The 12188-nt window shown below is 68.9% G+C and carries 13 protein-coding genes and 3 tRNA genes; 4 read left to right on the top strand and 12 right to left on the bottom strand.

The window, feature by feature from the left end; translation table 11 throughout:
- Nucleotides 1-35: 35 nt before the first annotated feature.
- Nucleotides 36-824, bottom strand: coding sequence for an SDR family NAD(P)-dependent oxidoreductase (locus FZ938_RS13405; RefSeq protein WP_149198977.1), 789 nt, complete (start codon nucleotides 822-824; stop codon nucleotides 36-38).
- A 183-nt stretch (nucleotides 825-1007) separates the two neighbouring features.
- Between FZ938_RS13405 and FZ938_RS13400 the strand changes: the two genes are divergently transcribed.
- A complete protein-coding gene (locus FZ938_RS13400) occupies nucleotides 1008-2216 on the top strand; it encodes a THUMP domain-containing class I SAM-dependent RNA methyltransferase (protein ID WP_149198976.1) in 1209 nt (402 codons plus the stop codon).
- 4 nt (nucleotides 2217-2220) lie between these two features.
- On the opposite strand, the gene FZ938_RS13395 is transcribed toward FZ938_RS13400, so the two are convergent.
- Nucleotides 2221-3657, bottom strand: coding sequence for a cytochrome P450 (locus tag FZ938_RS13395; protein ID WP_149198975.1), 1437 nt, complete (start codon nucleotides 3655-3657; stop codon nucleotides 2221-2223).
- Between the two features lie 263 nt (nucleotides 3658-3920).
- On the opposite strand from FZ938_RS13395, the gene FZ938_RS13390 reads away from it, so the two are divergent.
- Nucleotides 3921-4694: a helix-turn-helix domain-containing protein gene (locus tag FZ938_RS13390; protein WP_211101054.1), complete on the top strand. Its 774-nt coding sequence runs from the start codon at nucleotides 3921-3923 to the stop codon at nucleotides 4692-4694.
- Nucleotides 4695-4775: 81 nt separating this feature from the next.
- On the opposite strand, the gene FZ938_RS13385 is transcribed toward FZ938_RS13390, so the two are convergent.
- The 5 genes from FZ938_RS13385 to FZ938_RS13365 all read right to left on the bottom strand — a co-directional run bounded on the left by FZ938_RS13385 (nucleotide 4776) and on the right by FZ938_RS13365 (nucleotide 6552).
- Nucleotides 4776-4851 (bottom strand) — tRNA-Glu (locus tag FZ938_RS13385).
- Between the two features lie 45 nt (nucleotides 4852-4896).
- Nucleotides 4897-4972 (bottom strand) — tRNA-Glu (locus FZ938_RS13380).
- A 69-nt stretch (nucleotides 4973-5041) separates the two neighbouring features.
- Nucleotides 5042-5117, bottom strand: a tRNA-Glu gene (locus FZ938_RS13375).
- Nucleotides 5118-5160: 43 nt separating this feature from the next.
- The gene (locus FZ938_RS13370) at nucleotides 5161-6195 is read right to left on the bottom strand and encodes a threonine aldolase family protein (protein WP_149198973.1); all 1035 of its coding nucleotides are present in this window, start codon (nucleotides 6193-6195) and stop codon (nucleotides 5161-5163) included.
- A gap of 18 nt (nucleotides 6196-6213) precedes the next feature.
- A complete protein-coding gene (locus FZ938_RS13365; protein ID WP_149198972.1) occupies nucleotides 6214-6552 on the bottom strand; it encodes a hypothetical protein in 339 nt (112 codons plus the stop codon).
- Between the two features lie 52 nt (nucleotides 6553-6604).
- Between FZ938_RS13365 and FZ938_RS13360 the strand changes: the two genes are divergently transcribed.
- Nucleotides 6605-7663, top strand: a complete 1059-nt coding sequence (locus FZ938_RS13360; protein WP_149198971.1) for an RluA family pseudouridine synthase — start codon at nucleotides 6605-6607, stop codon at nucleotides 7661-7663.
- Between the two features lie 162 nt (nucleotides 7664-7825).
- Nucleotides 7826-8716 (top strand): RNA polymerase sigma factor RpoH, encoded by an 891-nt coding sequence (gene rpoH / locus FZ938_RS13355; RefSeq protein ID WP_109155187.1) that lies wholly within the window; start codon nucleotides 7826-7828, stop codon nucleotides 8714-8716.
- A 17-nt stretch (nucleotides 8717-8733) separates the two neighbouring features.
- Here rpoH and FZ938_RS13350 read toward each other — a convergent pair whose 3' ends face one another.
- The 5 genes from FZ938_RS13350 to FZ938_RS13330 form a co-directional block, all read right to left on the bottom strand.
- Nucleotides 8734-9078, bottom strand: coding sequence for a gamma-glutamylcyclotransferase family protein (locus FZ938_RS13350; protein WP_149198970.1), 345 nt, complete (start codon nucleotides 9076-9078; stop codon nucleotides 8734-8736).
- Between the two features lie 12 nt (nucleotides 9079-9090).
- Complete coding sequence (locus tag FZ938_RS13345) at nucleotides 9091-9909, bottom strand: PhzF family phenazine biosynthesis protein (protein WP_246799019.1); 819 nt, start codon at nucleotides 9907-9909, stop codon at nucleotides 9091-9093.
- 83 nt (nucleotides 9910-9992) lie between these two features.
- Entirely contained in the window at nucleotides 9993-11018 is a 1026-nt protein-coding gene (locus FZ938_RS13340; protein WP_149198969.1) for a threo-3-hydroxy-L-aspartate ammonia-lyase, read from the bottom strand.
- Between the two features lie 63 nt (nucleotides 11019-11081).
- Entirely contained in the window at nucleotides 11082-11531 is a 450-nt protein-coding gene (locus FZ938_RS13335; RefSeq protein WP_149198968.1) for a GNAT family N-acetyltransferase, read from the bottom strand.
- Nucleotides 11532-11535: 4 nt separating this feature from the next.
- The gene (locus FZ938_RS13330) at nucleotides 11536-11787 is read right to left on the bottom strand and encodes a DUF1127 domain-containing protein (protein ID WP_246457281.1); all 252 of its coding nucleotides are present in this window, start codon (nucleotides 11785-11787) and stop codon (nucleotides 11536-11538) included.
- Nucleotides 11788-12188 lie beyond the last annotated feature (401 nt).

Genomic DNA, 12188 nt, shown 5'->3' with positions numbered 1-12188 from the left:
AAAGCTTGACCTTCGCAATTGCGAAAAACTACCCTTTAGTTATAGAACTGACCGCCATTTACCTCGATCGTTTGGCCGGTGATGTAGCCGGCCAGCCGGTTGGAGGCGAGGAACAGGTAGGCGCCGACGCAATCCTCGGCCGTGCCCAGCCGTTTCAGCGGGATGCGCGCCGCGGTCTGCGACAGTTTGTCCGCGGTCGAGTAGCGCTGATGGAAATCGGTGTCGATGGTGCCGGGCGACACCGCGTTGACACGGATGCCGTGCGGCGCCAGCTCCGTCGCCAGCGAGCGGGCGAGGCTGGCCTGGAACGCCTTGGCGGCGCTGTAGAGCGACGAGCCGGCGCTGCCGCCGGTGCGTCCGGAGATGGAGCCGGTGTTGACGATGGCCCCCTTCGCCGCGATCAGCGCCGGCAGGGCGCTTCGGCTGGCGACGACCGCCGAAGCGGCGTTCAGGTCGAACTGCTGTTGCAGGAACCCGTCGTCGATGTCGGCCAGCGCCACCCGGCCCAGCATGGTGCCGGCATTGTTGATCAGCACGTCCAGCCCGCCCAGCCGATCCACCGCCTGTTCCACCACCGCGCGGGCCTGGCCCTTGTCGGCGAAATCGCCGGCCAGCCCGACCACGCCGTTGCCCATCGCCGCCGCCACGGCGTCCACCGCCGCCCGGTCACGGCCATGGATGGCGACGCGGGCGCCGAGCTGGGCGAAGGCCGCCGCCACCGCGGCACCGATGCCGCGGCTGCTGCCGGTGACCAGCACCCGTTTGTCCCGGAACTCCCGGGCCAGCAGGTCGGCGGGCCAATTGGTGGTGTCGATTGCGGTCATTACGCGCGGTCTCCCTGCTGGCCGGCCGATTCCGTGTTCGGAATCGAAAGCCGGCTTGATTGTTCGTGTTCCAATCCGATCATAGGGGGCTGCGGCCCGCCGTCAATTGCCGGGTCGGCCGCGCCTCCTGGGATTTGCGAGAATCCTGTCGTAGACGGCCGGCCTTCGGGCTATGTAGGCGGGATGAACACCGACCAAGACAAGACCGCCGCCGCGCAGCCCTTCGAGATTTTCCTGGTGGCCGCCCCCGGCCTGGAATCCGTGCTGTGCGCCGAGGCGCGCGACCGCGGCTTCGCCAACCCCACCGCCGTGAAGGGCGGGGTGACGGTCAGCGGCGGCTGGCCGGAGGTCTGGCGGGCCAATCTGGAGCTGCGCGGCGCCACCCGCGTGCTGGCGCGCATCGCCAGCTTCCGCGCCCTGCATCTGGCGCAGCTGGACAAGCGCGCCCGCCGGGTTCCCTGGGCCGAGATCCTGCGCGCCGACGTTCCGGTGCGGGTCGAGGCGTCCTGCAAGGCCTCGCGCATCTACCATGCCGGCGCCGCCGCCCAGCGCATCGAGCGCGCCATCGCCGAGGAACTCGGCGCCCCCATCGTCAAGGCCGCCCCCAAGCCCACCGGCAAGAAGCCCGCCAAGGATATGGAGGCGGAGGCGGAGGACACCCGCGCCGTCCAGACCGCCATCCAGATCAAGGCGCGCATCGACGACGACCTGTGCACCGTCAGCGTCGACAGCTCCGGCGAGTCGCTGCACAAGCGCGGCCACAAGGAAGCGGTCAACAAGGCGCCGATGCGCGAGACCCTGGCCGCGCTGTTCCTGCGCCAGTGCGGCTATGATGGCCGCGAGCCGGTGGTGGACCCGATGTGCGGTTCCGGCACCTTCGTCATCGAGGCCGCCGAGATCGCCGCCGGCCTGAAGCCCGGCCGTTCCCGTCATTTCTCCTTCGAACAGCTCGCCAATTTCGACCCCACCCTGTGGCAGAGCCTGCGCGCCGGCGGCACGCCCACCGCGCCCACGGTGCGCTTCTACGGCAGCGACCGCGATGCCGGCGCCGTCGCCATGAGCCGCGCCAACGCCGAGCGTGCCGGCGTCTCCGCCTGGACCGAGTTCACCCACCACGCCATCAGCGACCTGACCCCGCCGGAGGGTCCCCCCGGCCTCGTCATCGTCAACCCGCCCTACGGCGCCCGCATCGGCGAGGGCAAGTCCCTCATCCCGCTCTACCACGCCATGGGCCAGACGCTGAAGACGCGGTTTGCAGGCTGGCGCGTGGGCATCATCACCAACGAAGCCGCGCTGGCGAAGGCGACGGAACTGCCGTTCGAGGAAGGCGGCGTGTCGGTGTCGAATGGGGGGATCAGGGTGACGCTGTACCAGACCGACCCCCTGCCCTGACCGCTCACCCGCCGGTCACGGGCGACAGCTGCAGGCGCAGCGGCTTGTCCGGCCGCAGCGACAGCCGCATGACCGGCCGCGGCGGCGCCACGCCGGCAGGGACCGAAAGGGCGAAGCATTGCAGCAGCATGGCCGCGATCACCGTCAGTTCGGTCATCGCCAGATGCTGCCCCAGGCACACGCGCGGCCCCGCCCCGAACGGCATGTGGGCGCCGCGCGGGATGGGGGGTGCGCCGGGCGCGAAGCGCTCCGGCCGGAAGGCCAGCGGTTCGGGGAACCAGCGCGCGTCGTGCTGCATCGCCTGCACCGGCAGCAGGAACAGCGTCCGGGCCGGGAACCGCCAGCCGCCCAGGCTGATCGGCCGGGTGGAGCGGCGGGTGCTGAGCACCGGCGCCGCCGGGTAGAGGCGCATGGTTTCCTGGATCGTCTGCCTTAGGTAGGGCAACTCCGCCAGCCGGCCGGCCGTCGGTTCCTGCCCATTCAGCACCCGCCGAACCTCCTCCCGCGCCGTGTCCTGCGCCAGCGGGTTCGCGGCCATGCACCACGCCCACCAGATCAGCGTGGCCGCCGTGGTCTCGTGGCCGGCCAGGAAGATCGTCATGCACTCGTCGCGCACCCCGTCCAGGCGCCACCCCGCCCTTTCGTCCCGGTGCGCCTGCAGCAGGCGGGTCAGCAGATCGTCCGGCCAGTCGTCGGGCGAAAGGTCCAGCCGCGCCCGCAGATGGCGGTCGATCAGCCCGCGCAGAGTCGCCAGGGCACGGCGCTTGGCCCGTTTCCAGGGCACCCAGTCCGGCCAGCCCGCCGGCCAGTACAGCTCCGCATTGGCGGCGCGCAGGAGAATCTCCACCGCCTCCTCCGCCATGCGGGCATCCCCGCCCAACGGAGTGGAGAACAGCATGCGGACGATCACGTCCATGGCGAGCGCGGTGAAGCCGCTGCCGACCTCGCAAATCCCGCCATCCGCCGGCCAGCCGGCCAGCATCCGCCCGGCCGCCCCGGCGATGGCGGGGACGAAGCCCTGCACCGCCCGGTGCTGGAAGGCCGGTTGCAGGGACTGCCGCCGGACGCGCCACTCCTCCCCTTCGGCGACGAACAGGCTGCGGCCCTGCAGGCGGCTGAACACGGCGGTGCCGCGTTCCCAGCGGATCAGCGCGTCATGGTGGGTGACCAGCAACTCGCGCGCCAGGTCCGGGTGGACGACGATGACCTGATGCTCCGGCCAGATGCGCAGATGCACCAGATCGCCATGATCGCGATGCCAAGCCTCCAGCGCCGCCGGCAGGTCGCGGGCCATCCGCGCCAGATGGCTCCAGCCGGTCAGGCGCGACGGCGGCCCCGGCGGCCAGCCTTTCAAGGACGGGGGTTCGGGATGATGTGAGGCCGGCACGGGGGACAGCGCATCCCCGTGGAACGGGCAGGTGGTGGGCGATTGCGTGTTCATGCCCGCCAGTCTCCACGCAGGCGAGCCGGTCGTATTGAACGCAACCGTCATCGACGTTCCCGGCCCCTTGCGGGTATGATCCCGTCATGATTTCGCTGTCGTCATTACAGCCATCACCGGCGCCGCCGGGCGTCGGCTGCCCCGATCCGCTGGCCCGCGCGCCCCGCGTTTCGCCAGGGTCCGACCGCGCAAGGCTGTATCCGGCACCGCCATCGTTACAGGGAGCGGCGACGGCGATCGTCTGCCGGGACACGCGCGGGCAGGTGTTGGACGATCGCCAACGGCTGTCGCATTTCCCGGCCTCGCCGCTGCTCTGCCTGTCCTGGTTCCGCGGCATGGAGTCCGGCCTTGTCGAGCGCACGGCCGGGACCCCGCGCTGGCGCCCGTTCGGAGCGGCGGTCCTGCTGTCCGGCAGCCAGTCGCGCCCGATTGTCAGCTGGTCGCCGACGACCGGCCGCGCCGGAATGCTGTGCTTCCCCGCCGATGTCGCCCGCCCCCTGTTCGGCATCGATCCGGCAGCCCTGCACGACCGCTTCGTCGATGCCCGCGACCTGCTGGACGCCAGCCTCCATCCGTTGCTGGACGCCCTGACCGACGCCGACAGCGACGCGGCCACCCTGTCGGCGCTGGAAAGCCATCTGGCGACGCGCTGGCAGGCGGTTCAGGGGCAGCAGTCGCCGGCCGCCGCCCTGCGCCGCTTCGGCCGCCATTGGGTCGAGCGCCTTGCGTGGCAGGCCCACCAGTGGCGGCGCACCCACGGTCCCCGTCAGGTCGAACGCCGCATCATGGCGCACAGCGGCCGGTCGCTGCGGCACTGGCAGACCTTGGTGCGGACCGAAGGCGTCTTCTTCACCGCCCGCGAGCGCCACGAGGCCGGCCTGCCGCTGGACTGGGCCGCCCTGGCCCAGGAGGAGGGCTTCGCCGATCAGGCCCACATGTGCCGCGCCGCCAAGCACGTCACCGGCTTCTCGCCGACGGACTTTGCCCGGCGGTTTGTGGAAGACGAGGCGTTCTGGCTTTACCGGGTGTGGGTTTGAACGCGATGACTGTGGAGCGACAAATAAAAAAGCCCCGCGAAATCGCGAGGCATAAGCATTCCGAAGTAAATCCAGATGAAGTGGCGTCCCCGACGGGAGTCGAACCCGTGTCGCCGCCGTGAAAGGGCGGTGTCCTAGGCCTCTAGACGACGGGGACGTTGTACCTTCAAGCCTGCGCTCAATAACGCATCCAGCGCGTGGATGGCGTCCCCTAGGGGATTCGAACCCCTGTTACCGCCGTGAGAGGGCGGTGTCCTAGGCCTCTAGACGAAGGGGACGTCTGGTCCCGATGCGTGGCTCGCGGCGGTGGAGGCTGCCACCGGCCGCGCGACCCAACCTTGGAAGGTTGGCGTCCCCAAGGGGAGTCGAACCCCTGTTACCGCCGTGAGAGGGCGGTGTCCTAGGCCTCTAGACGATGGGGACGTCATCGGCGTGGGCGGGTTTCTAACCAAGCCCGCCCCGCCGATCAAGCCTTTTCTTGGAATCGGCGCAAAATATCCAGCAACCCGTCAACCGCCGCCGCCGGCGTGTCGAACGCCGTCACGAAGCGCGCCGTGCCATCGTCCCAGCGGTAGAAGCCGTAACCGGCCCCTTCCAGCGCCTCGGCATAAGCGTCAGGCAGGCGGACGAACAGCTCGTTGGCCTCCACCGGGTGGGCCAGCTCGACGCCGGGCAGCAGGGTCAGCCCGGCGGCCAGACGGTCGGCCATGGCGTTGGCGTGCGCGGCCAGGCGCAGCCACAGTCCGTCGTCCAGCCAGGCGTCCAGCTGCGCCGACAGGAAGCGCATCTTCGACACCAGATGGCCGCCGCGCTTGCGGCCGAAGCCGAAATCCTCGGCCATCGCCGGGTTGAAGAACACCACCGCCTCGGCGGCGAGACAGCCGCCCTTGGTGCCGCCCAGCGTCAGCACGTCGACCCCGGCGCGCCACGTCACGTCGGCGGGCGTGCAGCCCAGCCGGGCGATGGCGTTGGCGAAGCGGGCGCCGTCCATGTGAACGGCCATGCCGTTGGAATGGGCGGTCTCGACCAGCGCCTCGACCTCCGCCGGGGTATAGACGGTGCCGGCCTCCGTCGCCTGCGTCAGGCTGAGGGCGGCGGGCTGGACACGATGGACGACGCCGACGCCTGCCTTGGCGATGTGGCGCGACACGCTGTCGGGAGTCAGCTTGCCATGCTCGCCGGCCAGCGGCACCAGCTTGGCGCCGCCGGTGAAGAACTCCGGGGCGCCGCATTCGTCGATGCTGATGTGCGCCTCGTCATGGCACAGCACCGCGCCATAGGGCGGCACCAGCGCCGACAGCGCCAGCGAGTTGGCCGCCGTGCCGGTGGCGACGGGAAAGACCGCCACCTCCGTCTCGAAGATCGCGCACAGCCGCTCGGTCACCCGCGCGGTCCAGGGATCGTTGCCATAGGGGGAGGCGGTGCCGGCGGACGCGGCCGCCAGCGCCGTCATCACCTGCGGGGCGGCACCGGCGACGTTGTCGCTGCGGAAATCATGCATGATCGCGAGACCTGTCTGTTACGGAGCGGCTTTGCCGCCTGCGGGGCCGGCGGTGACCGTCGCGGTGACGGCGCCGGTGCGCGGGTCGATCAGATAGAGGCGGTCCGGACCCTGCGGCAGGGTCACCTTGAACAGCACGCGGTTGCCGACCGCCAGCATCTCGCCGATGCGGGCGCCGGCCGGGACGTCCAGCGTCACCTCGGCCGGGCGGTCGATCACGGTGGTCGTGGTGGAGGGCCCGGTCAGGGAGGCGCGGTTGGGGTCCGACATCCGCTTGTACAGCTCCACCCCAAGATAAGTGAAGCCGGCGATGATCAGAACGCCCATGATGACGACGAGTGCCTTGAGGATCTGCACGGTTTGGGGTCCACTCCCGGACGATTGAAACAGGACGCGATACGCAAAGCCGATGGCCGCCGATAACTCCGAAGACCTGTCCGACGATTTCCTCGATGCGGACGACGACGCCGGCCCCCCCGCCTACGCCACTGCCCGCGCCCTCGCCTACACGATCCCCGACGAGGCGGCGGGCCAGCGGCTGGACAAGGCGTTGGCGGCGGGCCTGCCGGACCTGTCGCGGTCGCGCGTCCAGGCCCTGCTGGAACAGGGCTGCGTGCGCGGCGACGGCCGGACGATAACGGACCCGTCCCTGAGGGTCAAACCCGGCCAGCGCTTCGAGGTCGAGGTGCCGGGGGCGGAGGCCGCCGAACCGGTGGCGCAGGACATCCCGATCGACGTGGTGTACGAGGACGCCGACGTGCTGGTGATCGACAAGCCCGCCGGTCTGGTGGTGCATCCCGCCGCCGGCAATCCGGACGGCACGCTGGTCAACGCCCTGCTGGCCCATTGCGGCGACAGCCTGTCCGGCATCGGCGGGGTGAAGCGGCCGGGCATCGTCCACCGGCTGGACAAGGACACCAGCGGCCTGATGGTGGTCGCCAAGAACGACCGCGCCCATCACGGCCTGTCGGAACAGTTTTCCGACCGCACGCTCAGCCGCACCTATCTGGCGCTGGTCTGGGGCGTGCCGAATCCGCGACAGGGCCGGATCGAGGGCAACATCGGCCGCAGCAGCGCCGACCGCAAGAAGATGGCGGTGGTGACCGGCGGCGGCAAACCGGCTGCCACCAAATACCGCGTGGTGAAGAGCTTCGGCATGGCCGCCTCGCTGGTCGAATGCGTGCTGGAGACCGGGCGCACCCACCAGATCCGCGTCCACCTGACCCACATCGGCCATCCGCTGGTCGGCGATCCGCTCTATGGCCGCGGCCGGTCGGGGCGGCCGGGGGGCAAGTTCGCCTCGCAACTTCCGGAACCGGTCCGCGGCACCCTTGTTGGGTTTCCGCGACAGGCGCTGCATGCCGCGGCGCTGACCTTCCGTCATCCGGTCAGTGGCGAAATTGTGGCATTCCGCTCCCCAATTCCGGCGGATATTCATGAACTAATTGTCACCTTGGAGTCGCTTTAAAACGGTACACCGGGAAATCTTTCTTGGATAGACTCCCGGTCAATGGCGAGGTTCCGCCGCCCGCTCATTGCGAGGGGCCTTTGGAACCCGCGCTGAAGAATGGCCGCATGCCCATGAATTCCTTCTCATGGGTATACCGGCCGTCAGGAGAGGGGTTTGGTCATGGCGACGGCATCCAATCTTCCGGCCATCGGGTCCGAGAGCAATCTGTCCCGCTATCTCCAGGAGATCCGCAAGTTCCCGATGCTGGAACCGGAGCGGGAATACATGCTGGCCAAAAGCTGGCAGCAGCATGAGGATTCCGGCGCCGCCCATCAGCTCGTCACCAGCCATCTGCGTCTGGTGGCCAAGATCGCCATGGGCTACCGCGGCTACGGCCTGCCCTTGTCGGAGCTGATCTCCGAAGGCAATGTCGGCATGATGCAGGCGGTGAAGCGCTTCGATCCCGACCGCGGCTTCCGGCTGGCGACCTACGCCATGTGGTGGATTCGCGCGGCGATCCAGGAATACATCCTGCACAGCTGGTCGCTGGTGAAGATGGGCACGACGGCGGCCCAGAAGAAGCTGTTCTTCAACCTGCGCCGGCTGAAGGGCCAGATGCAGGCGATCGAGGAGGGCGACCTGTCGCCCGAACAGGTCCAGGCCATCGCCACCAAGCTGGACGTGCCGGAACAGGACGTCGTCAACATGAACCGGCGGCTGGCCAGCCCCGACCATTCGCTGAACGCCCCCCTGCGGGCGGAGAGCGAGGGCGAATGGCAGGATTTCCTGGTCGACGAGACCGCCAGCCAGGAAATCACGCTGGCCGACCGCGAGGAACTGGGCAAGCGCCGCAAGCTGCTGGCGAACGCCATGACCGCGCTGAACGACCGCGAACGCGACATCCTGACCGAACGCCGCCTGCGCGAGGCGCCGACGACGCTGGAGGACCTGTCGCAGAAATACGGCATCAGCCGCGAGCGCGTCCGCCAGATCGAGGTCCGCGCCTTCGAGAAGCTGCAGAAGGCGATCAAGGCCGCCGCGATCGAACAGAAGATGGAGACGGAGGCGTAAGGCGCGCCTCCCTCCCCTCACGCCTTGACGTAGACCCAGGCCTCCGCCCCCGACTTCAGCCGGACCATGACCCGCCTGTAATCCGCGACCTCGTACGAATCGGCAGCGGCCAGTTCTTCCGCGGTAATCTCGAACAGGGTGCCGGCGACCTCGTCGGCCGGATCGCCGCTTTCGCTCACCACCGGGTGGAAGCGCTTGCCGCTGGTGCGGATCACCTCCGGATCGGTGATCTCTAGCATGTCGCGGCGGTATCCCGGCATGGCGTCCGGCCGCCCGGCCAGCAGCCGGCCGAAGGACGCCATCTGCACATTCTCCTGCTGCAGGGTGCCGTAGGAGAACAAAAGGACCGTGTCCTCAGCCATCGCCGGCCTCCATCACACCAGGATCGAGCCTTCGAGATACAGCACCGCCTGCCCGCCGATCTTCACCCGGTCGCCGGCCAGTTCGCACAGCAGGTCGCCGCCGCGGGCCGAGACCTGACGCGCCGTCAGCACCGTCTTGCCCAGCCGCTCCGCCCAATAGGGGGTCAGCATGCAGTGGGTGGAGCCGGTGACCGGATCCTCCGGGATGCCCTGGGCCGGGGCGAACAGCCGCGACACGAAATCGACCCCGCCCTCCCCCGGTGCCGTGACGCAGACCGCGAACAGGTCCAGCTTCGCCAGCAGCGCCATGTCCGGCGCCAGCGCCCGCACCGCGTCGGCCGACTCGTAGACCACCAGATAGTCGCGCCCGCTCAACACCGCGGCCGGCGCCGGGCCGCCCAGCGCCGCCAGCAGGTTGGGATCGACACGCTCCGCCGGCTTGGCCGGGCGGTTGGGGAAATCCAGCGTGTAGCGGTCGCCGTCGCGGGTGACGGTCAGCGTGCCGGCCTGCCGGGTGGCGAAGTCCATGCGCTCGCGGCCCGGTTCCAGGATGGTGGAGATGACGAAGGCGGTCGCCAGCGTGGCATGGCCGCACAGATCGACCTCCACCGCCGGGGTGAACCAGCGCAGTTCGAACTCCTCGCCGCCCCCTTCGCCATTACGGATGAAGAAGGCGGTCTCCGCCAGATTGTTCTCCGCCGCGATGGCCAGCAGCTGCGCATCGGGCAGCCAGGATTCCAGCGGCACGACCGCCGCCGGGTTGCCGGCGAAGACGCGGTCGGTGAAGGCATCGACCTGATAAATGGGCAGGCGCATGGCTTTCCCGGTCATGGGATGGATCCCTTACGTCTTGGGGTAATCGGATCCCCTCTCCCCGGGGGGAGAGGGGGGATTCTGGCAACGCAAAAGCCTCTTCAGCCCGCAACCAGCGAGGCGAAGCGGCCGAGGTCGACGTTGCCGCCGGTGACGACGATGCCGACGCGCTTGCCGCGCACGTCGATCTTGCCGGACAGCACCGCGGCGGCGGCGAGGCAGCCGGTCGGCTCGACCAGCATCTTCATCCGGCTGGCGAAGAAGCGCATGGCATCGACCAGCTGGTCGTCAGTGACGGTGTCGATGTCGTCGACCAGCCGCTGCATCACCGTGAAGGTCAGCTGGCCGACATTCCGGCTCTGGGCGCCGTCGGCGATGGTCTTCGGCGGTTCGATGCGGACGATGCTGCCGCTGCGCAGGCTCTGCTGGGCGTCGTTGCCGGCCTCCGGCTCGATGCCGATCACACGGCAGCCGGGGTTCAGCGTCTTCGCCGCCACCGCGCAGCCGGCCAGCAGCCCGCCGCCGCTGGTCGGCACCACCAGCAGGTCCAGCGGTGCCCCACCGCCCTGGACGCCGCCCGCCAGAACCTCCTCGATCAGCTCCTTGGCGACGGTGCCCTGGCCGGCCATCACGTGCGGGTGGTCGAAGGGTGGGATGAAGATGCCGCCGCGATCCTCCAGAACGCGGGCGACGGCGGCGTCGGGCGGCTCGGCATAGCGGTCGTAGAGCACCACGTCGGCGCCATAGCCGCGGGTGGCCGCCAGCTTGGACGCCGGGGCGTCCTGCGGCATGACGATGGTCGCCTTCACCCGCAGCATCGACGCCGCCAGCGCGATGGCCTGGGCGTGGTTGCCGGACGAATAGGCGACGACGCCGACCGCGCGCTGGACAGGGGTGAAGCGGGCGATGGCGTTGTAGGCGCCGCGGATCTTGAAGGCGCCGGTGCGCTGGAAATTCTCGCACTTGAACAGCAGCTCGCCGCCGGTCAGCGTGTCGGCGGTGCGGCTGGTCAGCACCGGCGTGCGGTGGGCGACGCCGGCGATCCGCTCCGCCGCCCCGGCCACGTCGTCGTAGGAGATGGCGAGACCGGCGGTATCGGCCGCGCTCTTGATGATCGTATCGGGCATGGCGGCGGTGCTCCCCCCTTTGTCTTGTTCCTGGGCCTTGCTCCAGGGTCTTGCTCCGGAGTCTTATTCCAGATCGGTGAACAGGAAGGCCTGCTCGTGCCGCTTCAGCCCGGCCTGCTCGTAGAAGCTGATGGCCTTGGGTGCGGACAGCAGCAGGCACATGGTGCCCGGCCCCATCGCGTCGCGGGTGCGGCGCATCAGCTCCTTGCCGATGCCGCGCCCCTGCAGGGCGCGGTCGACGGCGAGATCGGACAGATAGCAGCAATAGACGAAGTCGGTGATCGACCGGGCGACGCCGACCAGCCGGCCCTGGTCCCTTGCGGTGACGATCAGGCCGGCATTGCGCAGCATCGCCTCCACCCGCGGACGGTCGCCCACGGGCCGGCGTTCCGCCAGCCCGGAGCGTTCCAGAACGTCGATGAAATCGTCGGCGCTCAGGTCCGGTTCGACCGCGTATTCGATCGGACCGGATTGTCCCTGAACGGATTCGCCCTGAATGGATTTGTCGGCCATCGTCTCATCCCCGCCAGAACGGCTTCGACACCTCCTGCTCCACCTCGGACCGGCTGACGCCGATGTCCTTGAGCTGATGGTCGTCGAGCCTCATCAGTGCATGACGTTGTTTGCGCCGTTCCATCGCGGAAAACAACACGTCGAGCAGCCGCCAGAGGGGGCGCGAGGCGACACGGGTGACGCGGTCGGCGGCCGGGACGGCGCCCGGGGCTGCCGTGTACGGGCCGGAACTGCTGGTCACATCGGTGTGGCGCATCGGATCCTCCATCATCTGGCGCACAACGCTCGAACAATCGAGACAATCAGGATTATGGAGACGTATTCGGCGGGGTCAAACGGAACATTGTCACCATTACATTTCCGATGTCGGATGTATCTTTTCGGCCACAGGCACAACCGCTGTCCCGCGACATGATTAATGAGACAACGACAGAGATAGTGAGACAACGCGACAGAATTAATGAGACTCCTGGGTTTTGAGGGCGCCCGCGGATGTCAGCGGGAGCGCTCAGCACGGCGACGGAGCGTTCGATGCCACAGGGGGTACAATCTGCGGCCTCGAAATGAGTTGTCACGCCGAACAGTCAGCGTTGGACAATTATCAAGCTCGCGGCGACGACCGCGCTTGCTCCAGGATAAACCGAGTACCGAGTGGTC

Origin of the sequence: Azospirillum oryzae (assembly GCF_008364795.1) — a bacterium.
Classification (GTDB): Bacteria; Pseudomonadota; Alphaproteobacteria; order Azospirillales; family Azospirillaceae; genus Azospirillum; species Azospirillum oryzae.
Note: the sequence above shows the minus strand (reverse complement) of the source record. Positions and strands in the feature narration are given on the sequence as shown.

Coding starts and splice junctions, on each gene's coding strand:
- FZ938_RS13360 (WP_149198971.1), top strand. CDS start 6,605: ATGGCCGCCGATAACTCCGAAGACCTGTCCGACGATTTCCTCGATGCG.
- FZ938_RS13335 (WP_149198968.1), bottom strand. CDS start 11,531: ATGGCCGACAAATCCATTCAGGGCGAATCCGTTCAGGGACAATCCGGT.
- FZ938_RS13400 (WP_149198976.1), top strand. CDS start 1,008: ATGAACACCGACCAAGACAAGACCGCCGCCGCGCAGCCCTTCGAGATT.
- FZ938_RS13395 (WP_149198975.1), bottom strand. CDS start 3,657: ATGAACACGCAATCGCCCACCACCTGCCCGTTCCACGGGGATGCGCTG.
- rpoH (WP_109155187.1), top strand. CDS start 7,826: ATGGCGACGGCATCCAATCTTCCGGCCATCGGGTCCGAGAGCAATCTG.
- FZ938_RS13405 (WP_149198977.1), bottom strand. CDS start 824: ATGACCGCAATCGACACCACCAATTGGCCCGCCGACCTGCTGGCCCGG.
- FZ938_RS13350 (WP_149198970.1), bottom strand. CDS start 9,078: ATGGCTGAGGACACGGTCCTTTTGTTCTCCTACGGCACCCTGCAGCAG.
- FZ938_RS13330 (WP_246457281.1), bottom strand. CDS start 11,787: ATGCGCCACACCGATGTGACCAGCAGTTCCGGCCCGTACACGGCAGCC.
- FZ938_RS13345 (WP_246799019.1), bottom strand. CDS start 9,909: ATGACCGGGAAAGCCATGCGCCTGCCCATTTATCAGGTCGATGCCTTC.
- FZ938_RS13340 (WP_149198969.1), bottom strand. CDS start 11,018: ATGCCCGATACGATCATCAAGAGCGCGGCCGATACCGCCGGTCTCGCC.
- FZ938_RS13370 (WP_149198973.1), bottom strand. CDS start 6,195: ATGCATGATTTCCGCAGCGACAACGTCGCCGGTGCCGCCCCGCAGGTG.